Raw genomic sequence first — 26,573 nt, 5'->3', positions numbered from 1 at the left:
ACTCAAACTTTAAAATTTTACTTATATGAAAAAATGTTTATTTTTTATTCCATTATTAGCTTTCGCTATTAATACAAATGCTCAAACTAAATTTGGAGCTAAAGCAGGTCTTAATGTATCAAATTTATCTGGAGATAACCAAAATGCTGATGCAAAAGTAGGTTTTCATATTGGAGGTTATGCTAATATTAAATTTGCTGAGAAATTTGCGTTTCAACCTGAATTGTTATATTCTACACAAGGAGCTAAAGAATCTGGAGAAATTTATGTTAATGAACAAATTGGTAACGTAAATGCTGACGTAAAGTATAAATTAGATTATATTAATGTTCCCTTAATGTTTAAATTTTATCCTACACAAGGTTTTAATATTGAAGCTGGTCCGCAAGTAGGCTTTTTAGTAAGTTATAAATTAAATGTAAAAACTACTGCGCTAGGACAAAAAATTGATGAAGATGTAGATATGAAAGATTACTTAAAATCTATAGATTTCGGATTAAACATTGGATTAGGATATGAGTTTTCAAATGGTCTTAATGCAGGAGCTCGTTACAATTTTGGGCTTTCAAATATCTCTGATGAAAACGGAGGAGATATCAAAAATTCTGTATTTTCTGTTGGTTTAGGATATTCATTCTAATCATTCTTTTATAACATATTTATAAAAATAAGGAAACTCGTTCGGGTTTCCTTTTTTAGTACGTCATGTTTTGGCATTCTGATTTTCTATTTTTGAGAAGATTGTTTAACTTTCCTAAAAATTCAGAATTTGTTACAAGCAGGCGATTTCAAAATTTACAATGCTTCCGCTGGAGCAGGTAAAACTTACACCTTGGTGAAGGAATTTCTTTCGTTGTTATTAACCAATGAAAGCGATTATCATTTCGAGCATATTTTAGCCATTACGTTTACCAATAAAGCGGCTGGCGAAATGAAGGAACGTATTATCGAAACTTTAGAAGAAATTGCAAAAAATCCTAATCCAAAAGAAGATCAATATATTCTAGAATTAGCTTCGGAGCTGAATTTGAAGCCTGAAATCATTAAGACAAAAGCATACAATATTCTGATTGCAATTCTTCATAATTATTCTAAATTTTCGATTTCTACGATTGATAAATTTAATCTTCGATTGATGAAATCTTTTGCGCAAGATTTAGGTTTATCCATGAATTTTGATGTCGAAATGAATACAAATGAAATCATTAATGAATCCGTTGATTTATTGTATTCAAAAATTGGGGAAGACGAAAAACTAACGCAAACAATGATCAAAATTGCGTTGGATAATATGGACGAAAATAAATCGTGGGATATTCGAAAAACGCTTTCTTCAGACACTTCGGACATTTCTAATGATCGCCATTTACAAGATTTAGAAAAATTAAAAAACATTTCGTTAGACGAATTTATTCGTTATCGAAAAGTCATTTTTGATGATATAAAAACTTTGAAAGATGGTTTGATTACAATCGGAAATGAGTTTTTCGAATTGCTTGCAAACAATGGAATTTCGGTAAATGAATTACCAGGAAAAAGTCGTGGAATTGCTGCTTTTTTCCAGAAATTAAAAAACTTTGATGGTTTTGGTTTGATTTTACCAACAGATGCGAATACAAAAGATATTTTGGAAGGTGGTTATCTTTCGAAAGTGAAAGATGCAACAGCAGAATCTATTTTTCTTCAAGTGAAAGATTTGTTCGAAAAAGCTGCGAATATCAATGATCACTTACTTTTGTTAACCTCAATTCAAAAAAATATATCCTCGATTTCGTTGATTAATGAAGTTGAAAAATCATTGGATTCGATCAAAAAAGATTCAAATGTTTTATTGATTAATGAATTCAATACCATCATCAGTAAAAATCTGCAACAACAACCTGCCAATTTTATTTATGAGCGAATTGGCTCGCGCTACAATCATTATTTTATTGATGAATTTCAGGATACATCGACATTGCAGTGGAATAATCTAAATCCGTTGGTCGAAAATGCACGCGCGCAATCTGACACGATTATGTTGGTTGGCGATGCAAAACAGTCTATTTATCGCTGGCGAGGTGGAAATCCTGCGCAAATGATTGATTTAATTGATCGAAAAGAGGAAGAAAATATTAAAGTTGAAGAGTTAGAAAAAAACTGGCGTAGCCACGAAAATATTATTCAATTTAACAATGAATTGTATTCGTTTATCGCGCCACAACTCAATTTGCCGAGTTTTCAATATTTGTACGAAATCGGAAATAAACAATTAACTAATCATCAAAAAGATGGTTTTGTCAAAATAGATTTTATTGAGCAAGAAGGTCGTTCGAAAGATTTATTTAAAGAACAAAATTTAGAATTGGTTCTAAAAACAATTGAAGATTGTCGAGCAAATGGTTTCTCATTAAATGATATTGCGATTTTGGTTCGTAGTAATGCGCAAGGGATTTTGTTAGCAAAATATTTGACCGAAAATAATTTGGTTGTGATTTCCAATGAAGCTTTGTTGTTAAAAAATTCATTCGAAATTCAATTGATTGAATATTTATTCAAAATCACTTCAAATCCACAAGATGAACAATCGAAAATTCGTTTTTTGATGGTGGCTTATGAATTAGAATTATTCAAAACAGATGATTTAACAATCACTGTCGAAAAAGCATTAAAAGGAGATTTACCAAAGTTTTTAAAATTAACCAAATCAATTGGAATTGATTTAGATTTTATTCAAGATCAAAACCTTTCGTTGTATGATTTTACAGAAAAAGCGATTCGAACTTTACATTTACAAGAACGTTCGCCCGCTTATATTTTGAGCTTTTTGGATGTTATTTTAGAATATTCATCAAAAAATGAATCTGATCTGAATTCATTTCTTGAGTTTTGGTCGACAATCAAAGATAAAGCGAGTATCAAAACACCAAAAGGTGTCGATGCGATTCAAATTATGACGATTCACAAATCGAAAGGATTGGAGTTTCCAGTTGTAATTTTGCCGTTTTTAGATTGGCAAAGTAAGAATTCTAAAATTTGGATTCCTTTACAAAAAGATGAAGAAAATCCGTTTGAAACATTTTATGTTGGAATTAATAATGAATTAAAATCAATCAAAAATGAGGCGATAAAATCGAAGATTGACGAAGAAGAGAATTTGGTTCAATTGGATGAAATTAATACGCTTTATGTTGCAACAACTCGTGCAAAAGAGCAACTGTATATGATTGCACTAAAACCAAAAGAGTCTTCGAAATCTAAAAATATTGCAAATTATTTACACGAATTTGTTTTTAGTAAAGGTTTTTCTGAGGATGAAGTTATTTTGAAAGGTTCTTCTGAACGAATTTCAACTCCAAAAATCATAGAAAATTCTTCGGCTGAGTTAAAAATTTATTCTTCGGATTGGAATACACGTTTAGTAATTAATACCAATTCAGAAAAAGCGCAAGAAAAGTTGAAATTCACAGAATTTGGAAATACAGTTCATAACATTTTATCACAAATTGTTACACAAAATGATTTGCCAAAAATCATTGAAAGTGAAAAACAACGTGGTACAATTTCTGCCGAAAATGTAGAACATCTGCAAAAAACCTTGCAAAATTTATTACAAGATGCTAAATTAGTTCCATATTTTGCTGAAGGTTTAACGGTTTTGAATGAACGCGATTTTATTGATGAAAATGGACAAATTTTAAGAGCTGATCGTGTGGTAATTGATGCAGAAAATAATTGTTCGATTATCGATTATAAAACTGGTCAGCCAGATTTAGATCATCATTTTCAAGTGAATAGATACGCCGATTTTTTTAGAAATTTAGGTTATAATATTCAGACCAAAATCCTGATTTATATTGATGATGAACAGCAAAAAATAAATGTTGTAGAGGTATTTTGATGAATGAAAATGTAAAATTAAAATTAGCGAGTTTACCTGAAACGCCCGGTGTTTATCAGTATTATAACAAAAAAGGAGATTTGTTATACATTGGTAAAGCGAAAAACTTGAAGCGTCGCGTGAATTCGTATTTCAATAAACAACACGATTCGAAACGTTTGCGTGTTTTGGTGAGCAATATTGATAACATCGAAACCATTAACGTAAATTCTGAATATGATGCGTTGTTGTTAGAAAATAATTTGATTAAAGAGCATCAGCCACGATACAATATTCTGTTAAGAGATGACAAAACCTACCCTTGGATTTGCATCAAAAATGAACGATTTCCACGTATTTTTTCGACTAGAAATGTCATCAAAGATGGTTCGGAATATTTTGGGCCATATTCTAACGGAAAAGCGATGAAAGTTTTGTTAGGATTGATCAAAGAATTGTATCAACTAAGAACGTGTTCATATGATTTGAGTGAAAAAAATATCGAAAATCATAAATTCAAAGTTTGCTTGGAATACCATATTGGTAATTGTCTTGGACCTTGTGAAGCTTATCAAACCGAGGAAGAATATAACGAGCAAATTTCGGCAATTCGTAATATTATCAAAGGAGAATTTAACGAAGCAAAGCAATATTTGGTTAACCAAATGACAAAATATGCTGCTGAATTGAAGTTTGAAAAAGCGCAAATGATTAAAGAAAAAATCGAGGCGTTACAGAATTATCAATCTCGTTCTACAATTGTTTCGCCTACGATTACAAATGTTGATGTTTTTTCGATTACGTCGGACGAAGAATATGCGTATGTCAATTTTATGAAAATTTATCACGGAGCAATCATACAGTCGCATACAGAGGAATGGAAAAAGAAATTGGATGAAACGGATGAAGATTTATTGGAGCGCGCAATTATTGATTTTTCGGATCGATTTAATTTAACTTCGAAAGAAATTTATGTCCCGTTCGAATTGAGTTTAGAAATTCCGTTCAGAAAAATTACAGTTCCAAAAATTGGCGATAAAAAACATATTGTAGATTTATCGTTAAAAAATACACGAATTTATCGTTTAGAACAGCTCAAACAAACCAAAATCGTCGATCCTGATCGTCATACAAATCGTATCATGAATCAAATGAAAGTTGATTTACGTTTGCCTGCAGAACCTCGACATATAGAAGGTTTTGATAACTCTAATATTCAAGGAACGAATCCTGTTTCGGCTTGTGTGGTATTCAAAAACGGAAAACCAAGTAAGAAAGATTATCGCATTTTCAATGTTAAAACCGTAGAAGGACCAAATGATTTTGCGACGATGGAAGAGGTGATTGAAAGACGATATTCGAGAGTTTTGGCTGAAGGAGAATCTTTGCCTCAATTAATTTTGATTGATGGTGGAAAAGGGCAATTAAGTTCTGCTCTAAAATCGATTGATCGTTTAGGATTGCGCGGAAAAGTTTCGGTGATTGGAATTGCGAAACGTTTAGAAGAAATTTATTATCCAGATGATCCTTATCCGTTATATTTGGACAAAAATTCTGAAACCTTGAAAGTGCTTCAACATGTGCGAGATGAATCGCATCGATTTGGAATTACACGTCACCGAAATCGACGAAGTAAAAACGCTTATAATTCGGTTTTGGAAGAAATAGAAGGTATCGGTCCGCAAACAATTAAAGAATTATTAACAAAATTTAAATCGGTCGAACGAATAAAAAATGCATCTTTGTTAGAATTAACCGATTGTATAGGAAAATCTAAAGCAAAAAAAATAAAAGATTATTTTTCGAATGATGAAAAATCTACTAATTGACAGAGATTTAACGTCTCTTTTGAACAATCCAAAGCTACAAGCCACTTTGGCAATTGTTCCTATCACTTTATTTGTACTTGGCTTGTTAAGTTATTTTGGAATTTTTTATTCTATGTTTAGCACGCTCGATGCGCAGCTAGGACATTTAGGAAGTTCTAAATCGTTATTGAGTGCGTTATTAGGAAATCTTATCATTTTTATCTTCTTGGTATTGATGAGTTTTTTCACTGGCGTGATTTCTTTTGTATACTTTATTGTACACGCTTTAAAGAATCCAAATTTGATAAAAAGTGATGATCGCTTGGTCTGGATTACGATTATTATTTTTGGAAATGGAATAGGAATTTTTGTCTATTGGCTGACTCAAATCAAGCGAAAAAAACCTCGTCCAATTATTGATTTATACACAGACGATATTTAAAAATATAAACTGCTTTACAATTTAGTAAAGCAGTTTTTTTTATGAATTATTTCAAAAATTTGTACCTTTTAACTACAAATCAAAACAACATGAAAATAGTAGAATTATTAGCAAAAGAATTGCAAAACGAGTATCAAATTACCAAAGAATTTATTGCAAGATTTCCTGAGGATAAAACGACATACAAACCTCACGAAAAAAGTATGGACATTACAATGTTGACAAATCATATTGTCGAAATATTTGCGTGGCCAGCTTTGATCTTAACAACTGATAAATTAGATTTTGCTGCAGGAGATTACAAACCGACAAGTTTTACTTCTGTGCAAGATTTACAAAAGAAATTAGACGATGATTACGAAGTGGGTGAAAATGCGCTGAAAAACGCAACGGATGAAGAATTGAATAATAATTGGAAAATTGTTGCTGGTGATGCAGTCTTCGCAGATTTTACAAAATATGAAGCAATTCGTCATGCGTTAAATCAAATCACGCATCATCGTGCTCAATTAGGGGTATTTTATCGTTTATTGGGAATAGATTTACCTTCGAGTTATGGACCAAGTGCTGATTCTCAAAAGTTTCAATAAAAAAAAGACCTCTTAAATAAGAGGTCTTAAAATCATAATTAGTGTTAATTGTATTACTGATCAGTAATATTGTTATCTCAAAAATATTACATATATCATATTTAAACAAATCTAAGTTGTGTTTTTTTTAAGAAATATTAACAATTTTATAATATTCGTAGTTAATAATCTATTTTATTAATTTTATCTAAAAAAGACATCAATAAATGTATCAATTAATATGAATTCATAAAAAAAGCTTTCGAAATCCTCGAAAGCTTTTTTGTATTTTGATTTTATATTGTTTTAAACAAAAGGAGTTTTTACAACTTCTGCTAATACATTTTTATCACGAATCTGAATTCTAATTGTTGTTCCAACTTTAGCAAAATCTGTATGAACGTATGCTAAACCAATTCCTTGTTTCAACATTGGAGACTGCGTTCCTGATGTTACAATACCGATTGTATTCTCGTTGTCATCTACAACTTTATAATCGTGGCGAGGAATTCCTCTTTCGATCATTTTGAAACCAACTAATTTTTTCTCAATTCCAGCTTCTTTTTGAGCTTTCAAAATATCAGAAGAAATAAAGTTTGTATCTAATTTCGTAACCCAACCTAAACCAGCTTCTAATGGAGTTGTATCATCGTTGATATCATTTCCGTATAAACAGTAACCTTTCTCTAAACGCAACGTATCACGAGAAGCCAAACCACAAGGCTCGATATCGAAAGATTTTCCAGCTTCCATAACTTTGTCCCACATTTCGTTTGCTTGTTCATTCGCGAAATAAATCTCGAAACCTCCAGAACCAGTGTAACCTGTTGCAGAAATAATTACATTTTCCATACCTGCAAACGTACCAATTGCGAAATGATAGAACGGAATTTCAGCCAAATTAACATCTGTCAACGCTTGCATTGCTTCAATTGCTTTTGGACCTTGGATAGCTAACAAAGACATCTCATCAGATTTGTTTGTTAATTCTGCACCAAACGTATTGTGTTTGTTCATCCATTCCCAATCTTTATCGATGTTAGATGCATTTACAACTGCCATCCATTCATCATCAGAGATTTTATAAATGATTAAATCATCTACAATTCCTCCTTTTTCGTTTGGCATTGCATTATATTGAGCTTGACCAATGGCAACTTTCGTTACATCATTCGTCAATAAGTGTTGTAATAAGTCTGTTGCTTTTTCTCCTTTCACAAAAAATTGTCCCATGTGAGAAACGTCAAAAACACCAACTTTTTCGCGAACAGCAAAGTGTTCTTGGTTAACACCTGCGTATTGCACTGGCATTTCATATCCAGCAAAAGGAACCATTTTCGCACCTAAATCTTTGTGCTTTTGGTTTAATGCAGTTACTTTCATTGTTTGTTTGCTTTGATAAGTTTATAATTCTCCCAAAAATAAGGAATTAATTGTTAGGAAAATTTCTTAAATAGAAGATTATCTAATTTTGTGAATAATTTTTAAATCCCCTTCCGTCGCTTTATACGGCTCGAAACGCATAACCGATTTTCCTTTACCAAATTTGTTCATAAACTTTTCGTTTATTTTTCCTGATAATTTCAACGGTTGACAACCTTCACAAGGAATAATCAAAATGGTATCGTTTGTTTTACCTTTTACTTTTACAATTTCGTACGAATAATCTGTATCCAAACGAGAATTAATAACATTTTCAATTGGTTTATCGAAGCTTTCAATAAAGAAAACACGTCGATCTTTGTTACTTCCAATAATAATTGCAACACCAACTAAAATCAATAAAACGACAATTGATATGGTCAAAATTTTTTTAAAATCCATCTTTTTGGTTAATTCGTAGATTAAAAGTAATAATTCATTCTGAATGAAAAAAATATTCGTTTTATTTCCTATCTTTTTACTCCTATTTACATTGATAATGAATAGTTGTACAAAATCAAAAATATTAAAAGAAAAACATACAATTTCATTACAAAATATTCAAAATGGTGATTTGATTTTTGTTGGTGCGCAAATAGAAGAACTTTCGGGCGCAATAAATAGAGTGACAAAAATAAATGACGAAACCAATTTTGATCATGTTGGATTGATCGAAAAAACGGCTGATTCTATTTTTGTTCTACATGCTGCACCAATGGGCGGATCACAACGAGAGGAAATTCATCATTTTTACATTTCTCAAACCGAAAAGAATAATAAAATTGTTATTTATCGTCTCAAAAATGAATATCAATCTACGATTCCTCATGCAATTGAAAAAGCTAAAACAATGCTAGGAAAACCTTATAATTGGTTATATATTTTGAATGATGACGAATTATATTGTTCCGATTTTGTGGAAAGAGCCTTTCGTGATGATAACGTTTTTGAACTAATTCCGATGAATTTTAAAAACAAAGAAACCGGAATTATTGATAATTTTTGGATAGATTTTTATCGTAAAAAAGGAAAAGAAGTTCCGCAAGATGAACCTGGAACAAATCCAAATCAGTTGGCTAATTCTGAGAAATTAATTAAGGTTGGAGAGGTGAAACTTTAAAATAATTTTGAAAAACTAATATGCTTGTTATATAAATCAGAATGACAGTATACTTTTTATTTTGTACTTTTTTAATGTCATATAATTTAGTAAAGAGATTTAAATATTTTCTAAAACATATTTAGTCTATTAAATTAATAGAGTTTATATTTGTCGCAAATTTTGTGTCAAATGTTAAAAAAGATTGCGAGCAATACATTATTTCGATTGCTTTTGGGTGTGATTGCCGGTTTGGTTTTAGGAAATTATCTGAATGAAAATACAATTCAAATTGTTTTATCCTTAAAATATTTTACAGGACAATTAATCTTCTTTTTGGTTCCGTTAATTGTAATCGGTTTTATTGTTTCTTCAATTACGAAATTAAGCGAAGGCTCAGCTAAAATAGTAGGTTTTTCATTATTAATTGCGTATTTATCTTCGATAGGAGCAGGGTTGTTTTCGATGATTGCAGGTTATCAAATTATTCCAAATTTATCCATTCCAACTTCGGTGGATTCGTTGCGAGAAGTTCCAAAAATCTTATTTCAATTAGATATTCCGCCAATTTTTTCGGTGATGACAGCATTGGTTATTTCGTTGATGTTGGGAATGGGAATTTTGATTACAAAAGCGAAGGAATTAGAAAAGATTTTTGATCAATTCAAAGATATTGTGATTCTTTTGGTGAATAAAGTTTTGATTCCTATTTTACCTTTTTTTATTGCTGCGAATTTCGCGGTTTTGAGTTATGAAGGTTCTATTGAAAAGCAATTACCAGTTTTCTTAAAAGTAATTTTGATTGTTATTGTTGGTCATTTTATTTGGATGACATTAATGTATACAATCGCAGGATTTTATCATAAAACAAATCCATTCAAACTTTTAAAATATTATCCACCTGTTTATTTAACGGCAGTTGGAACAATGTCTTCGGCGGCGTCTTTGGGAGTTGCGGTAAAAGCGGTGAATGATAGTAAGGTAATTAAACCTACGATTTCTAATTTTACGATTCCATTTTTCTCGAATACACACTTATGTGGCTCGGTTTTGACGGAAGTTTTCTTTGTGATGACAGTTTCGCAAGTATTGTACGGTCATATTCCAGATGTTGGAACAATGGTAACTTTTGTCTTGCTTTTAGGCGTTTTTGCTGTTGGTGCACCAGGAGTTCCGGGAGGAACAGTTGTGGCTTCGTTAGGATTAATTTCAAATGTTTTAGGATTTGATGAAGCTGGAATTGCTTTAATCTTGACTATTTTCGCATTACAAGATAGCTTCGGAACAGCGTGTAACATTACAACTGATGGTGCATTGAGCATGATTGTAGATAAATATGCTGAAGAGAAATAATTTCAACTCATCTATAAAGCAAAAAAAATCACTTCATTTCGAAGTGATTTTTTTTATGAATTTATTTTCTTCTTCCTCGATGAGGATTCTTTGGTTTTGTATCTTTTTTTGGTTTAAAACCAGTATTATTTTTCTTGAAATTATTATTACTATTCGCGTCAGGTAATTTATAAAACTCTTTTGGCGTTTTAATCACTGTCACATAATTACCAATTAATTTCTCAATATTTGCCAAATCTCCTCTTTCGTCAGCAGCACATAAAGAAATGGCTTTTCCTTCGCGTCCCGCACGACCAGTACGTCCAATTCGGTGTACATAGGTTTCAGGAACATTCGGTAATTCGTAATTGATCACATAAGGTAATTGATCAATATCGATTCCACGAGCAGCAATATCAGTCGCAATTAATACTTTTAATTTTTCTTCTTTGAAATCATTTAAAGCACGTTGTCTAGCATTCTGAGATTTATCACCATGAATTGCAGCAGCTGGAATTCCTGCTTTTTCCAAGTGTCTTACCAAACGATTTGCGCCGTGTTTTGTTCGTGTAAAAATCAAAGTACGATCTTCTGGATGCTCATTTAAAATGCTAACCAAAAGTTTTACTTTCATGTCTTTGTCTACATGATAAACAAATTGCTCAACCGTTTCGGCAGTCGAAGAAACAGGTGTTACGCTAACTTCTTTTGGACGACGAAGAACTGAATGAGAAAATTTTCGAATGTTTTTTGGCATTGTTGCCGAAAAGAAAAGTGATTGTCTTTCTTTTGGAATGATTTCTAAAATCTTTTTGATTTCATGAACAAACCCCATATCCAACATACGATCGGCTTCATCTAAAACAAAAATCTCGATTTGATTAATTTTTAGATGTCCTTGTCCAATCAAATCTAACAAACGGCCTGGCGTTGCAATTAAAATATCAACACCATTTTTGATAGCACCGATTTGTGGATTTTGATTAACACCTCCAAAAATCGCCAAATGTTTCAATGGTAAATTTTTACCATATAGTTTGAAACTTTCGTTGATTTGAATGGCTAATTCACGCGTCGGCGTTAAAATTAATGTTCTAATTTTTCTTCCTTTGCTCGGAGAATTTGTTAAGTTTTGTAGAATAGGAATCGCAAAAGATGCCGTTTTTCCTGTTCCTGTTTGCGCGCAACCAATAATATCATTTCCTTCTAAAACTAAAGGGATAGATTGCTCTTGAATTTCAGTTGGTTCTGTATATCCAGCCTCTTCAATTGCTTTTAAAATTGGTTCAATTATATTTAATTCTGAAAAATTCATTGATTAAAATCGTGTAAGTTTTTATATAGAAATAGATAAGCACTTCCGTCGAAGTGCTTTATAATTAAAAATAAATCTATTCCATTTCTTTTGCGTTGCGATCAATTTTTTCATCAGGTTCTGTTGCATGAACAGAGTTTACCGAATAATTTCTCCAACGTTCTAAAATATCTATCATATCAGCAGGCATCGGAGATTCGAAATACATACGTTCTCCTGTTGTAGGATGATCAAATCCTAATGTACGTGCGTGTAAAGCTTGGCGTGGACAAGCTGCGAAACAATTGTCAACAAACTGTTTGTATTTGTTGAATGTTGTTCCTTTCAAAATGCGATCTCCACCATAACGAGCATCATTGAATAAAGGATGTCCCAAATGTTTGAAATGCGCACGAATTTGATGTGTACGACCAGTTTCTAATTTACATTCGACCAACGTAACGTAAGAAAAATTCTCCATTACTTTATAATGTGTCACCGCATGTTTACCTTGATCTCCATCAGGAAAAACAGCCATTTGCATACGATCTTTTAAATGTCGACCAATATGTCCTGTAATTGTTCCTTCTTGTTCTGCCAAAACTCCCCAAACCAATGCATTGTACAAACGGTCTGTGGTGTGAGCTGCAAATTGTTCTGCTAAACTTGTCATTGCAACTTCTGTTTTCGCAATAACCAAAAGTCCGCTTGTGTCTTTATCGATACGATGTACCAAACCAGGACGTTCCATTTGATCTGACATTGATGGTAAATTATCAAAATGAAACTTTAAGGCATTTACCAAAGTTCCTGTATAATTTCCATGTCCAGGATGCACAACCATTCCAGGTTCTTTATCAATTACGACAACTTGATCGTCTTCGTAAATAATTTTGATCGGAATATCTTCTGCTATAACTTCATTCTCACGTGGAGGAGTTTCTAACATAATCTGAATAAAATCTCCAGGCTTTACTTTGTAATTCGATTTTACAGATTCATTGTTCACTAAAATGTTTCCGTTATCGGTTGCTTGTTGAATTTTATTTCTTGTTGCGTTCTCAATTCTAACCATTAAGAACTTATCTATACGCAATAACGATTGACCTTTGTCAACCGTTATTGAAAAATGCTCGTATAATTTATTGTCGTTTTCCTCTTGTAAGAAATCTTCTAAATCTTCTGTCATTTATTCTCTTTCTATTCTATAATAATCTCTTCCGGAGCTTTAGGCGCTTCTGTAGGCTTTTGTTGCTCTGTAGGCTGATTATTTTGTTGTTGCTGTTGTTGCATATCTTTGATCTGCTGTTCAGCTTTTTGTGTTATAATATCTCTATATTGAGAACCGCTAATTGTATCTTCGCCAAAGTTTTTGTACTGAACATCCAATTCTTTTAACTGCGTTCTAATTTTATCGCGAGGTTCTGTTGATAACCAAATATCAATTGGTTGACCTTGATCGTAAGTATCCGTAGCAAATGGGAATTGATAAACAACTCTTGCGTTGATTGTATCATGAGAAGCTCCAATAAATTTGATTTGACCAATCTCGAAGAAATTATCTTTGATTGATTTTTTAGCTTCTGTCAATGTTAAATTAACCAAATTAGGCATTCTAACACCAGATAACATTCCGCGTCCTAATACCAAATCAACTGTCGCAAAACGAGGTAATTGTTCGCCTGCTTTTACAATTTTTCCGTTGTATAATATTTTAAGAACTGCATCTTTTGCTAAATCTGGTTCGTAAATTATTTTTCCGATTTTAAGACCAGAAATTTCTAATTGTGTAAACGCCAAACGTTTTGATTTTCCAACTAAATCTGGTAATTCAACTGGACGATAGGTTTTCGGATTTGATTTAATAAAGATACGACGACCTTCTTTTACACGTGATTCTGCTGCTGGATAAAAATCCATAATTGCAAAAGGTTTCGTATTTGGATCAAAACGAGAACTATCTACTTCGTATGTCAAACCAAGTTCTTCTAACTTAGCTGTAGCATCAGTAATATTCATTTTAGATAAATCCGGAACTTCAACAAATTCATTGTGATTTGTATACGAATCTAACCAAACGTTAAAAATAAAATGGTAAAGCCCAAATGATAGCGCTATTACAATAGCTACATTCAGCAAAACTTGAATGATTGATTTTACTCCTTTCATTGAAATGATAAATTGTCGCACAAATATAGTTTAAAAATAATATTTATGATTGATGTCAAAGTTCTATATTTGAATAAATTTTAAATTAAACATGTTAAGAGTAGCAGTTGTAGCAGGTGGATATACGGATGAAAGCGTGATTTCGTTGAAAAGTTGCGAGTTAATTTACTCAAGTCTAAATCCAGAAAAGTACGACAGAACAAGGGTTCGAATCTTAAAAGAAGGTTGGTTTGCCGAAATTGATGGCGAAAAATATCCAATCAATAAAGGTGATTTCTCATTTGAAAAAAATGGAGAAAAAATTACGTTTGATGTCGTTTTTAATACAATTCATGGTACGCCAGGAGAAGATGGTTATTTGCAAGCGTATTTTGAAATGATTGATTTGCCATACAATGGATGTCCTTTTTATCAATCTGCCTTAACATTTAATAAAAAAGATTGTATTGCAGTATTGAGCAAATATGGGATTCCGCATGCGAAATCAATTTATATTAATCAAGGAGATCAATATTCTGCAAAAGAAATTATTGATCAAGTTGGTTTACCTTGTTTCGTAAAACCAAATCGTTCAGGATCTAGTTTAGGAATTTCGAAAGTTCATAAAGAAGAAGAATTTGAAGCAGCCATGCAAAAAGCTTTTCTTGAAGATAAAGAAGTTTTGATTGAATCTTTTTTAGATGGAACAGAGGTTTCGGTCGGAGTTTTAAATTACAAAGGAGAAACAATGGTGTTGGGAATTACGGAAATTGTTTCGCACACAGAATTCTTTGATTATGATGCAAAATATAACGGTTTATCAGACGAAATTACGCCAGCTCGATTAACACCAGAAGTTGAAGCAAGAGTAAGAGAAATTGCGGCTAAAGCATATAAATGTATTAATATGTCTGGATTTTCTCGTTCAGAATATATTATTGTAAATGGAGAACCGCATTTTATTGAAATGAATACATTACCAGGTTTTTCTCCTGCAAGTATTTTTCCTCAGCAAGCTGCTCATGCAGGAATTGCGTTAGAAGATTTGATGGATAGTGAAATAGAATTTGCTTTAAATAGACCTTCAGCATGGATAGAATAGCCGTATTTCCAGGATCTTTTGATCCAATTACTTTAGGACATTTAGATATTATAGAGCGTGCAGTTCCTTTATTTGATAAGATTATTGTTGCAATTGGAACAAATTCATCGAAGAATTATATGTTTTCTTTGGAGCAACGAATTAAGTTTATTGAAGATTCTGTTGCGAAATTCGAAAATGTAGAAGTGATGGCTTATAAAGGTCTGACTGTCGATTTTTGTGATGAGGTAAATGCACAATTTATTTTACGTGGACTTCGTAATCCAGCCGATTTCGAATTTGAAAAAGCGATTGCGCACACAAACCGAGCAATTACAAATCATAATATCGAAACAATCTTTTTATTAACATCTTCTGGTAAAGCTTACATCAGTTCAAGTATTGTTCGTGATGTCATGCGAAACGGAGGGAAATATGAGATATTAGTTCCAGATGTTGTGAGGATTTAGAATAACGTTATATAATATTATATATATAAAACGAGAGCATTTATATAAATGCTCTCGTTTTTATTTTCTATAAATCTAAACTTAATTGATCTGGTAATAATTTAAATGTCATTCTGTGATAAGGAGTAGCTCCAAATTCTTTTATTGCTAAACGATGAGCTTTTGTTGGATAACCTTTGTTTTTTTTCCAATCGTACATTGGAAATTTTTCGTGTATTTTTTCCATATATTCATCACGATACGTTTTTGCTAAAATAGATGCTGCCGCAATATTCATATATTTTGAATCACCTTTTATAATACATTCGTGTGGGACATCATGATATTTATTAAAACGATTTCCATCAACAACAATCAAATCTTTCGGACAATCTAATTGATCTATTGCTCTATGCATGGCCAAAAAACTAGCGTTTAAGATGTTTATTTCATCAATTTCATTTGGCCAAACAATTCCAATTGCCCAATATTTAGCATTTTCTTCTATAAATTTTCTCAACGAATTTCTTTTCTTTTCAGATAATTGTTTTGAATCATTAATAATATCGTTTTCAAAATCTTCTCCCAAAATAACTGCTGCTGCTACAACTGGACCACTTAAACACCCCCTTCCTGCTTCATCACAACCTATTTCATATTCGTGATTTGATAAAACTTTATACAATTTTTTATTTTTTTAACAAAGTTATCAAAATTTAGCATAAAAAAGTTTTGTAAATGTTATAGAAATCTTAAGTTTATGAAAGTTTTAAAAATGTTTTAACAGATGAGGAGAAATTTAAAAAACTTGTTTGTATTAGGAGGACTTCTTTTAGGAGCTTCTTTATATGCGCAAGAAAAGACAGTTACAGGAACTGTAACAGACTCTGATGGACTTCCAGTAGCTGACGCTGTTGTAAAAACTACATCAGGAAAAGAAGCTTATACTGATGAAAATGGAGTGTTTAGTATTGAAGCTAAGCAAGGAGATTTAGTTACAGTAGAAGCGATGGGGTTACCAACTCAAAGTTTTTCAGTTGGTGCAGGTTCAGAATACAAAGTAACACTTAAACCTTCTGAAACAGTAGAGTTAGAAGGAGCTGTAGTAACAGCTTTAGGGATTACTCGTGATAAAAAATCATTAGGATACGCTTCGCAAGAAGTAAAAGGAGATTTATTAACTAATTCTAGATCTTCTAATCCTTTAGCTGCATTATCAGGTAATGTTGCAGGTGCGCAAATTTCTACGCCTAGTGGAAATATTGGTGGGTCTGCACGTATTACATTACGTGGTATTAGCTCTATTACTGGTGAAAATAGACCATTAATTGTAATAGATGGTATTCCTATGGATAACTCTAACTACAATTCTACGAATACACAACGTGGAGCTGGAGGACGTGATTATGGTGATGCATCTTTCGATATCAATCCAGATGACATTGAGACGATGAGTGTGCTTAAAGGAGGACCTGCAACGGCACTTTATGGTTCTCGTGCTGGAAATGGAGTTATCTTAATTACAACAAAAAGAGGTAAAAAAGGACGCGATGAGGTTACTTTAAATACTGGTATTTCATTGGAACAAGTATCTATTTTACCTAAGTTACAAAAACAATATGGTGCTGGTTCTGGTAATACAGGTAAATTCTCTCAACAAACAATAAATGGTAAAACATATAATATGGTTTCATACCAAGTTGATGAGAGTTGGGGACCAAAATATGATCCAAATACAAAAGTTTTACAATGGGATGCATTAGATCCTTTAGATGCAGCTAATTATCTGGTTGAAACACCTTGGGTTACTCCTAAAAATGATGTAGACTCTTTTTTTAATACAGGTATAACCTATACTAATTCGTTAGCATTTTCTAAATCTTATGAAAATACAACTGCTAGATTATCATTATCAAACGTAAAACAATCAGGGATTGTTCCAAATACAGAATTAGAAAGAACATCTGTTGGTTTAGCAGTTGATACTAAGTTTAATGATAAATTTACTGCATCTGCTAATATGAATTATATCGTTTCTGACGCTTTCAATAGACCAGAAATTGGATATGGTGATAATTCTGTAATGCAAAAAATGTTACAATTTGGACAACGTTCTTTAGATTACGAACGTTTGAAAAATTATAAAACAGTTACAGGAGAACAGAAAACTTGGAACAGATCTGCTTGGAATGATGCAACACCTAAATACTCTGATAACCCATATTGGACTATTTATGAAAATACATCAAATGATAAGCGTAACCGTGTGTATGGTAACGTTGAGTTGAAGTATGATATCTTACCAGGTTTATACGCTGTAGGTAAAGCAATGTTTGATCACTATGATTTAAAAGTACAAGAAAGAGTAGCAGAAGGATCTCAAGCAACATCAAGTTATCGTGAACAACGTAGAGATTTAACTGAGATTAACTACGAAGGGCGTATTCATTACAATAAAAAATGGGAAGGCTTTAGTATTAGTGCATTTGCTGGTGTAAATAGACGAGACTTCAAAAATTCAGTGATTGATGGAATAACGAATGGAGGATTAATCATTAAAAATTTATATAATCTTTCTAATGGTTTTGAACCTGCAACTGTAACAAATGCACAATTTCATAAGAGAATTAACTCTGTTTTTGGAGGGGCTTCATTAGGTTTTGCTGATATGTTATACTTAGATTTAGGTGTAAGAAATGACTGGTCATCGACACTTCCAATAAATAATAATTCATTCTTCTATCCATCAGCAACATTAAGTTTTGTTTTTTCTGAAGTGATTAAACAAGATTGGTTAACATTTGGTAAAATCCGTGGAGGATGGTCTAAATCAGGAAATGATACAGATCCTTACAAATTACGAGATATTTATGTAAATAATGTATATAATTCAGTAGGATTTGGAGGCTCACCATATTTTATGATGAGTTTAGATAAAAATAATCCAAATTTAAAACCAGAAACTAAGAAATCTTGGGAGGTTGGTATTGAAATGGCTATGTTCAAAAGCCGATTATCATTTGATGTAACATACTACAACCAAAAAACATCTGATTTGATTTTCCCAGTTCAAGTTGGACCTGAAACAGGATACAATAGACAGTATTTGAATGCTGGAGAAATGGAAAATAAAGGTATTGAAGCAATGTTAAATATTGTGCCAATTCGTTCAGAAGAATTTGAATGGGGAGTATCATTTAACTTTTCAAAAAATGAGAATAAGTTATTATCATTAACTGACGGTATTAGTAACTTAGTGTTAACAAATGCTCCATTTAATGCACAGTTAGTTGCTTCTGTAGGTGAAAAATATGGTCAGATTAGAGGAACAGATTTTGTATATGATGACAATGGAAACAAAGTAGTTGGTGAAGATGGGTTATATCTGTCAAGTGATGTTAAGAATTTAGGATCAATTTTACCCGACTACAATTTAGGTATTCGTAATAGTATTTCATATAAAGGATTATCATTAAGTGCATTATTAGATATACAAAAAGGAGGTAAATACTTCTCAACTTCTAATATTTTTGGAATGAATTCTGGGATGTTAGAAGAAACAGTTGCGAATGGTGTTCGTGAAAATGGTATTGTTTCTCAAGGAGTAGTTTGGGATGCAACAGCAAATGGTAATCAAGGTGCCTATGTTCAAAATACAAAAGTAGTAGATGCTATGGAATATTTCCCTCATTATTATTCTGGACCAGCTGCTCAAAATGTATTTGATGCTAGTTATGTGAAATTACGTGAGGTTACGCTTTCTTATACATTTCCAGAGAAATTTAGAGGACCATTTTCTAATGTAGTTGTATCTGCATTCGGAAGAAATTTAGCTACTTGGGGATTAGATAATAAGAATTTTGATCCAGAAATGACTACTGCAGGTAGTGGAAATATTCAAGGTTTTGAAGGAGGGTCGTTACCTTCTACAAGATCGTTTGGTATGAATCTTAAATTACAATTCTAAACTAAAAGAAGATGAAAAAAGTTAAAATATTATTGATTGCATTATCGTTAGGATTTACAACTGTAGGATTGACGAGTTGTGATAATCAATTTGAAGAAATCAATACAAACCCAAATAATCCTGAAGAAGTTCCTATGGGTACCTTATTTAATGGTACTAATAGATACTTGATGGAAGAAACTAGAAATGGATGGTGGTCTGCTCGTATTTCATTACCTTGGATGCAATATTCAGCGCAAAATGTGTATTTAGACGAAGACCGTTATGCATACCGTGATGCAAATCAGGCTGAAGCAGGTTGGTTAGATTTGTATAGAGCTGCATCTAATTACAGACAAATTATAAAATACGCCCAAGATCCAGAGTATTTAAAAAGATATAACTATGCTGATGCAGAAAATACAATTGCTTCTGCACGTATTATGTTAGCCTATACGTTTGATAATTTGGTGACACATTTTGGTGATGTGCCTTATTGGTCTTTCGGATCTCAAGATGCAGATTTTCAAGCATTAGATATAGATAAATTTAAGACTCCTGTTTATGCAAGCCAAGAAAAAATTTATAAAGATTTATTGAAGGAATTAAAAGAAGCAGAAGCTCAATTATCTTCATCTAAAACAGGAATCCAAGGTGATTTAATATACAATGGTAATGTTGAAAATTGGAAAAAGTTTGCAAACTCATTACGATTAAGAATTGCAAATAGAGTGAAAGCCAAATTACCAGAGGCGAAAGATCATATTTCAGATGCTCTAGCAAAAGGTGTTATTACAGATAATTCAGAAAATGCGCAATTAGCATTTGAAAATTCTTCTGCTAATGGTAATCCATTTTGGAAAATGTATTATACAGGTACGGCTAGAATAGATTTCTTCCCTAACAGAACTTTTATACAATTATTAAAAGGGGAGAAGGGAACTTTTGCTAGGGTAGACCCTCGTTTATATAGTTTTGCGGCTCCAAAAGGATTAAATTGGGCTGAATATAATGAAGGTTATATTAAAGGTGCGTTAGCTGATTATGTTGGTTTGCCATATGGTATTCCAAATGGTTTAAAAGCTCAAGTAGAGGATTTTAGTAAATTTAATTTATTTTCTAAAACAGTATTAAATGCAAATAGACCAGAGGTGCTGATTGAAGCTTCTGAAGTGAACTTTATCTTATCTGAAAATAAAGGATGGAGTCAAGCTGAATATGTAAAAGGTATAGAGCAGTCAATGTTGAAGTGGGGTGTTTCTTCAGATGACATAGCTACGTATGTTACTGGTTTACCTGCTGCAAACCAAGAAAATGTATTGGTACAAAAATACATTGCGTTATTTATGCAAGCAGATGAAGCATGGAATGAATACCGTAGAACAGGTTACCCAAATGGTAATATTTTATTGATGCCAGGTGCTCAAGGAACATTAATGGATGGTACAACAACTTATACATTTACTCCGCAGAGATCTGGAAATGTAGTAGCGAAAGATATTCCTGCACGTTTAAGATACCCATCTATTCAACAAACTTTGAATGGTAAAAGTTGGGAAGCAGCGACTAGCAAATTATCTAACAAAGATGAAATTGATTCAAAATTATATTTTGCAAAATAATATAAGAGTTATATAGTTAATAAAAGACCACCTCTTTAGAGGTGGTTTTTTTTTTATAGCTAAAATTTAGACATAAAAATAGCAGGCTAATATTAGCCTGCTATTTGTTTTATAATACTCTTTCTTAATTCGAATAATTAGGAGCTTCTTTTGTGATTACAACATCATGTGGGTGAGATTCGTGTAACCCAGCGCCTGTGATACGTACAAATTTTCCGTTTTCAATTAAATCTTGAATTGTTGGAGTTCCGCAGTATCCCATTCCAGCACGTAATCCACCGCATAATTGGTAAACAACTTCTGCAATAGAACCTTTGTGAGGAACACGACCTTCGATTCCTTCTGGAACTAATTTTTTCGCATCAGCTTGAAAATAACGATCTTTAGAACCACGTTTCATTGCAGCTAAAGAACCCATTCCTTGATATGCTTTGAATTTACGACCTTGGAAAATAATTTCTTCTCCTGGCGCTTCATCTGTTCCAGCGAATAAACTTCCTAACATCACCAAGTTTGCACCAGCAGCAACTGCTTTTACAATATCACCTGATAATTTGATTCCACCATCTCCAATAATTGAAACGTTTCTTGTTTTTGCGTAAGAATGAACATCGTGAATAGCAGAAAGCTGAGGTACACCAACACCAGCTACAACACGAGTTGTACAGATAGATCCTGGTCCAACACCAACTTTTAAAGCATTTGCTCCAGCATCAATCAAAGCTTTTGCAGCTTCTGCAGTTACAATATTTCCTCCAACAATATCTAATTCTGGGAAAGCATTTCTAACTTCAGCAACTTTACTAATAACTCCAGCAGAATGTCCGTGAGCTGAATCTAACGCTACGATATCAACACCTTTGTTTACTAAGGCTTGAACACGCTCTAATGTATCAGCACCAACTCCAACACCTGCTCCAACACGTAAGCGACCTTTTGTATCTTTACATGCATTAGGGAATTCAGTTAAATTGTCAATATCTTTAATTGTGATTAATCCAATTAATTTATTGTTTTCGTCAACGATTGGTAATTTTTCGATGCGGTAACGAGAAAGAATTTCTTTTGCTTTCTTAAGGTCAGTATCAATATCAGAAGTTACGATATTTTCTTTTGTCATCACGTCTTCTACCAATTGATCGAAGTTTTCTTGGTAACGAATATCACGATTTGTAATAATTCCAACCAATGTTCTATCTTCTTCAACAACTGGTAAACCAGAGATTTTGTATTTCTCCATTAAGTTTACTGCATCTTGCAACTTGTGATGACGAGATAAAGTAATTGGATCAGAAATCATTCCGTTTTCCGAACGTTTTACCATATCAATTTCATTCGCTTGTTCTTCGATCGACATATTTTTGTGAACGAAAGATAAACCTCCTTCACGCGCTAATGCAATCGCTAATCTTGCTTCGGATACAGTATCCATCGCAGCAGAAACTATCGGAATGTTAAGGGTGATATTGTCTGTGAATCTTGTTTGTAGAGATACTTGGTTCGGTAATATCTCTGAGTAGGCAGGCACTAATAACACATCGTCAAAAGTGAAGCCCGTTTGTAGAATTTTGTCTGTTAAAGGCATTGCTTTTTGCATTGCAAATTTAGATGAAAAAAGTTTAGAATCAAAACTATTTGAGAAAATGTATCTTTATTTTGAAGGATTTGATGTTTTGTTAATATGTAAATGAATCGATTAGAAACTTTAAAATTAATTTTAAAATATTCGATAAATCTATATTGTTTAGATGAGATTCTAATCAGAATTTAATCATTTCAATCCTAAGCTATATCAATTTTTTATCTTATTTTCGCAAGATAGTTTATTAAAACAAAATGGATATAAATTTCAAAAAGTGGAACAACATCTTGGGTGTTGTGATGTTCTTGATAGCGACAATATTGTATTTGGCGTCGATGGAGCGTTACCTGAGTTTGTGGGATTGTGGTGAGTACATTGTATCATCAGCAAAATTGGGAGTTACGCATGCGCCAGGAGCAGCTTTGTTCCAAATAATGGGAGCAGTTTGGTCTGGTTTAGCTTTTGGTGACGGAAGCAAATATGCCATATTAATCAACAGTACATCTGCCTTATATAGCGCAGGAACAATTATGTTTTTGTTTTGGACAATTACATATTTTGCTCGAAAAATGTTTGCAAAAACGCAAGATCCAATGAATGTTGATGCAATTGAGCTAAATGCTTCTCAAAAAATTATAACATTAGGAAGTGGATTAGTTGGAGCCGCAATTTTTATGTTTAGCGACACATTCTGGTTTTCTGCGGTAGAAGGAGAAGTTTATGCAATGGCATCTTTCTTCACAGCGTTATTATTTTGGCTGATTACAAGATGGGATCAAGTCGCTGATACACCTAGAGGAAACAAATGGTTGGTAATTATTTCGTTGGTGATTGGTTTATCGGTTGGTGTTCACTTAATGGCAATGTTAGCAATTCCAGCAGTTTGTTTTGTATACTATGCTCGAAAATATAGATTTACAATCAAAAGTTTCTTAATCGCAAATGTTATTACATTGATTATTTTAGCTTTTGTATTCAAAATAATATTCCCAGTTGTAATGACATTCTTTGGTAGAACAGAGATTTATGTAGTCAATAATTTGGGGATGCCTTTCAATTCTGGGACAATTATCGCCGCTATTATTTTAATCGCAGTTTTCTATTTTGCAATTAAATTAACGCAGAAATATGGTTCAGCTTTATTGAATACAATTTCGTGGTGTGTGATTTTTATGTTGATTGGTTTCTCATGTTGGTTAGTTATTCCGATTCGTGCCAATGCAAATCCTCATATGAATTTGAATGATCCTGATACAGCTTTGGGTGTTTTAGATTATTTTAATCGTGAACAATATGGTTCTTGGCCTGTGATGTACGGACCAGTTTTTACGGCTCATATTGCAAGTGACGGAATCAAGCGTGATACTAACGGAGCACCAGAAAGTACAGTTCGTAGTTCTGAATATATTAAGGATAAACGTACAGGAAAATATTTGAAAGTTTCAGATCGTTTAGATTATACATACGAAGATAAATATGTAAAGTTTTTCCCTAAAATGTTCAGTCCAGACCCAGGTGTAATGGAGAATTATGCGGCAGTTTATGCTTTTCCAAAATTCTCTTTGAATGCACAATATGCTGGTGATAAAGAAGCGCAACAAATGTACGCTCAATTGGTAGAAAAGCGTCAAAACAGACAATTAAAAGTCGCAGAACTTAAGAAATATGGTGAGATTTTAGATATTGAACCACCTACATTTGGTGAACAATTTAATTACTTTATTGATTACCAAATCAACTATATGTTTATCCGTTACTTTATGTGGAATTTCTCTGGTCGTCAAAATGATTTAGAAGGTAATTTCGAGATTACAAAAGGTAACTGGATTTCAGGAATTCCATTTATTGATAATCCACGTTTAGGTGATCAATCAAAATTACCAGATGAATATAGAAATGATGGAACAAATGTGTATTTCATGTTACCATTATTCTTAGGTTTAATCGGATTATTTACACAATTAAACAGAAATTTTGTCAACTGGTGGTCATTGTTGTCATTGTTTATTTTAACAAGTGTCGGAATCATCTTTTATACATCTGTAAAACCTTTCGAGCCTCGTGAACGCGATTATGCATTAGTAAGCTGTTTCTATGCATTTGCGATTTGGGCAGGATTGGGTGTGCAAGGAGTTTATTTATTACTTCAAAAATTGATGAAGAAAGAATTGAAACCGTCTTTAGCAATTGGAACAACTGTTATTTTAGCTGGTATTCCAATTTTAATGGGAGCTCAAAACTGGGACGATCACGATCGTTCTGAGCGTTCTGTAGCTTATTCTTTGGCTTACAATTATCTGAATCCGCTTGATAAAAACGCTATTCTTTTCGTGTATGGTGATAATGATACTTATCCACTTTGGGGATTACAAGAAACCGAAAATTTCCGTGATGATGTAAAAATCGCGAATTTAACGTTGGCTGCTTCTCCATGGAATTTAGAGCAATTATTACGCAGAACGTACAATGCAGCACCACTTCCAAGTGATTTGAAACCGAAAGATTATCAATCTGGAACTAACGATCAAATTTTTGTTGTTGGAGGTTCTATTAAAAATATTTTTGATCAAATAAATGGTTTCATCAAACCAGGATCTAATCAAACATTAGAAACGTTAAGTCAAATGCCAATCGAGCAAGTTGGTCAATATTTATCTGATCCTGAAATTGATCCAAACCAAGTGATGTCAGTTTATAAAAGTTTAAAACCTTTGCAAAAATATATCACAACAGATAGTATGACAGCTAAAGAAGCAATGGATTTCATTTTGGATAATAAATCACCAGAGAAACAAGCTTTAGCAGATTATTTTGGTTATCCAATTGGTGGAGCAAATTATTTACCTGTTTCTAAAATTGTAGTTCCTGTAAATAAAGCAAACGCGCTAAAATACGGAATTGTAAGTGCAAAAGATGCAGATAAAATGGTTGATTCAATCACAATTAATATCAAAGCATCAAGTTTGTTCAAAAACAATTTGTTGTTGTTGTCAATGATGGCGAAATACAATTGGGATCGACCTATTTACTTTAGTGGAGGAGGAATTTCTGATCCAGAAAATACATTCTACATGAATGATTATTTATTGAATGCTGGAATGAGTTATAAATTAGTTCCTATTTATACACCTTTTGGTAAAGGAGGAATTATTGGTGCTTCTGATAATGACATGTTACTAAGAACATTCAATTCGTATAAATGGTCTGGATATAATAATCCTGATGCGTCATTTAGTTTGACAGAGCGTAATTACACCTCTTCTTATAGAAATACTGCGGTTCGTTTAGCAGATGATTTATTGAATGCTGGACGCAAAAAAGAAGCGATTGCAGTTTTAGACAAAGTGATGTTAGAAATTCCTGCTTTAGCGAAATACGATATTGGTTATGGGGTAAGTAGAATTGCTGGAATTTATTTGAAAGCTGGTGAGGATAAAAAAGCGCAAGAATTGTTCGCGCACGTTCGTAAAGAAGCAAATGCAAAAATTGCTTTCTTCGAATCGTTGCCTTCAGGGAAAGGATATTCAATTGGTTCTGATTTAGCCGCGGCTAAAAATGATTTGATGATGTCAATCTACAATGAAGCTTCCGCTTTAGGAGAAAGAGGTGATAAAGAAAAAGCATTGAAAGTTTTCGAATCTGCTTATAATCCTGTTTTAAAGAAATTCGAAACCTTATATAAAGAAGTTGTTGCAGATGGAAAAGTTGATGCAGCTGATCAAGCAAAAATCATGAATCAGTTTAATTATTTAGACGAAATGATTGGTGTAGCAGCAGAAATTGATACAAATTATGCGAAACAACAACAGAATATTTTATACAAAATGGTCGGACAATAAGTCAAATCAATAAAAACAGAAAAGCTCCAAAATTATTTTGGAGCTTTTTTTGTATAATAAAGTTTTGAATATTAAGTAATT

At 32.5% G+C, this 26,573-nt stretch carries 19 protein-coding genes; 12 read left to right on the top strand and 7 right to left on the bottom strand.

Annotation, left to right across the window (positions count from 1 at the left end):
• The first annotated feature begins 25 nt into the window (after window positions 1–25).
• From B4A23_RS08325 to B4A23_RS08305, 5 genes are all read left to right on the top strand, one after another.
• Window positions 26–640: a porin family protein gene (locus B4A23_RS08325; protein WP_291118867.1), complete on the top strand. Its 615-nt coding sequence runs from the start codon at window positions 26–28 to the stop codon at window positions 638–640.
• A 129-nt stretch (window positions 641–769) separates the two neighbouring features.
• Window positions 770–3,880, top strand: coding sequence for a UvrD-helicase domain-containing protein (locus B4A23_RS08320; protein ID WP_291118864.1), 3,111 nt, complete (start codon window positions 770–772; stop codon window positions 3,878–3,880).
• On the top strand, window positions 3,880–5,688 hold the full coding sequence (gene uvrC, locus B4A23_RS08315; RefSeq protein ID WP_115001572.1) for an excinuclease ABC subunit UvrC: 1,809 nt from the start codon (window positions 3,880–3,882) through the stop codon (window positions 5,686–5,688). Before B4A23_RS08320 ends, uvrC begins: the two co-directional genes overlap by 1 nt.
• Window positions 5,669–6,109 (top strand): hypothetical protein, encoded by a 441-nt coding sequence (locus tag B4A23_RS08310; protein WP_244957963.1) that lies wholly within the window; start codon window positions 5,669–5,671, stop codon window positions 6,107–6,109. Before uvrC ends, B4A23_RS08310 begins: the two co-directional genes overlap by 20 nt.
• A gap of 89 nt (window positions 6,110–6,198) precedes the next feature.
• Window positions 6,199–6,699 carry a DinB family protein gene (locus B4A23_RS08305; RefSeq protein ID WP_291118860.1) on the top strand — a complete coding sequence of 167 codons (501 nt, stop codon included), beginning with the start codon at window positions 6,199–6,201 and terminating at the stop codon, window positions 6,697–6,699.
• Window positions 6,700–6,984: 285 nt separating this feature from the next.
• On the opposite strand, the gene gcvT is transcribed toward B4A23_RS08305, so the two are convergent.
• Window positions 6,985–8,061 carry a glycine cleavage system aminomethyltransferase GcvT gene (gene gcvT / locus B4A23_RS08300; protein WP_291118857.1) on the bottom strand — a complete coding sequence of 359 codons (1,077 nt, stop codon included), beginning with the start codon at window positions 8,059–8,061 and terminating at the stop codon, window positions 6,985–6,987.
• Between the two features lie 78 nt (window positions 8,062–8,139).
• Window positions 8,140–8,502, bottom strand: coding sequence for a hypothetical protein (locus tag B4A23_RS08295; RefSeq protein ID WP_291118854.1), 363 nt, complete (start codon window positions 8,500–8,502; stop codon window positions 8,140–8,142).
• Between the two features lie 43 nt (window positions 8,503–8,545).
• Here B4A23_RS08295 and B4A23_RS08290 point away from each other — a divergent pair, with 43 nt between their 5' ends.
• Window positions 8,546–9,220 carry a YiiX/YebB-like N1pC/P60 family cysteine hydrolase gene (locus B4A23_RS08290; RefSeq protein WP_291118851.1) on the top strand — a complete coding sequence of 225 codons (675 nt, stop codon included), beginning with the start codon at window positions 8,546–8,548 and terminating at the stop codon, window positions 9,218–9,220.
• A 171-nt stretch (window positions 9,221–9,391) separates the two neighbouring features.
• On the top strand, window positions 9,392–10,552 hold the full coding sequence (locus tag B4A23_RS08285; protein ID WP_291118848.1) for a dicarboxylate/amino acid:cation symporter: 1,161 nt from the start codon (window positions 9,392–9,394) through the stop codon (window positions 10,550–10,552).
• Between the two features lie 61 nt (window positions 10,553–10,613).
• Here the strand turns inward: B4A23_RS08285 and B4A23_RS08280 are convergent, their stop codons facing one another.
• From B4A23_RS08280 to B4A23_RS08270, 3 genes are all read right to left on the bottom strand, one after another.
• Window positions 10,614–11,846 (bottom strand): DEAD/DEAH box helicase, encoded by a 1,233-nt coding sequence (locus B4A23_RS08280; RefSeq protein WP_291118845.1) that lies wholly within the window; start codon window positions 11,844–11,846, stop codon window positions 10,614–10,616.
• A 76-nt stretch (window positions 11,847–11,922) separates the two neighbouring features.
• Window positions 11,923–13,014 (bottom strand): RluA family pseudouridine synthase, encoded by a 1,092-nt coding sequence (locus B4A23_RS08275; RefSeq protein WP_291118842.1) that lies wholly within the window; start codon window positions 13,012–13,014, stop codon window positions 11,923–11,925.
• 11 nt (window positions 13,015–13,025) lie between these two features.
• A complete protein-coding gene (locus B4A23_RS08270) occupies window positions 13,026–13,994 on the bottom strand; it encodes a PASTA domain-containing protein (RefSeq protein WP_125348649.1) in 969 nt (322 codons plus the stop codon).
• A 91-nt stretch (window positions 13,995–14,085) separates the two neighbouring features.
• Here B4A23_RS08270 and B4A23_RS08265 point away from each other — a divergent pair, with 91 nt between their 5' ends.
• Window positions 14,086–15,075 carry a D-alanine--D-alanine ligase gene (locus B4A23_RS08265; protein WP_286511435.1) on the top strand — a complete coding sequence of 330 codons (990 nt, stop codon included), beginning with the start codon at window positions 14,086–14,088 and terminating at the stop codon, window positions 15,073–15,075.
• Complete coding sequence (gene coaD / locus B4A23_RS08260) at window positions 15,063–15,524, top strand: pantetheine-phosphate adenylyltransferase (RefSeq protein ID WP_115001540.1); 462 nt, start codon at window positions 15,063–15,065, stop codon at window positions 15,522–15,524. The genes B4A23_RS08265 and coaD overlap by 13 nt, the downstream gene beginning before the upstream one ends.
• Before the next feature lie 67 nt (window positions 15,525–15,591).
• Here coaD and B4A23_RS08255 read toward each other — a convergent pair whose 3' ends face one another.
• Window positions 15,592–16,188, bottom strand: a complete 597-nt coding sequence (locus B4A23_RS08255; RefSeq protein ID WP_291118837.1) for a ribonuclease HII — start codon at window positions 16,186–16,188, stop codon at window positions 15,592–15,594.
• A gap of 102 nt (window positions 16,189–16,290) precedes the next feature.
• Between B4A23_RS08255 and B4A23_RS08250 the strand changes: the two genes are divergently transcribed.
• On the top strand, window positions 16,291–19,470 hold the full coding sequence (locus B4A23_RS08250) for a SusC/RagA family TonB-linked outer membrane protein (RefSeq protein ID WP_291118834.1): 3,180 nt from the start codon (window positions 16,291–16,293) through the stop codon (window positions 19,468–19,470).
• 11 nt (window positions 19,471–19,481) lie between these two features.
• Window positions 19,482–21,071 carry a SusD/RagB family nutrient-binding outer membrane lipoprotein gene (locus tag B4A23_RS08245; protein ID WP_291118831.1) on the top strand — a complete coding sequence of 530 codons (1,590 nt, stop codon included), beginning with the start codon at window positions 19,482–19,484 and terminating at the stop codon, window positions 21,069–21,071.
• A gap of 124 nt (window positions 21,072–21,195) precedes the next feature.
• On the opposite strand, the gene guaB is transcribed toward B4A23_RS08245, so the two are convergent.
• Window positions 21,196–22,656: an IMP dehydrogenase gene (gene guaB / locus B4A23_RS08240; protein WP_115002117.1), complete on the bottom strand. Its 1,461-nt coding sequence runs from the start codon at window positions 22,654–22,656 to the stop codon at window positions 21,196–21,198.
• A 251-nt stretch (window positions 22,657–22,907) separates the two neighbouring features.
• Between guaB and B4A23_RS08235 the strand changes: the two genes are divergently transcribed.
• Entirely contained in the window at window positions 22,908–26,492 is a 3,585-nt protein-coding gene (locus B4A23_RS08235) for a DUF2723 domain-containing protein (RefSeq protein ID WP_291118828.1), read from the top strand.
• Window positions 26,493–26,573: the final 81 nt, after the last annotated feature.

Source organism: Empedobacter sp. UBA7248, assembly GCF_002472945.1.
Lineage (GTDB): Bacteria > Bacteroidota > Bacteroidia > Flavobacteriales > Weeksellaceae > Empedobacter > Empedobacter falsenii_C.
This window is presented reverse-complemented; position numbering and strand designations above follow the sequence as displayed.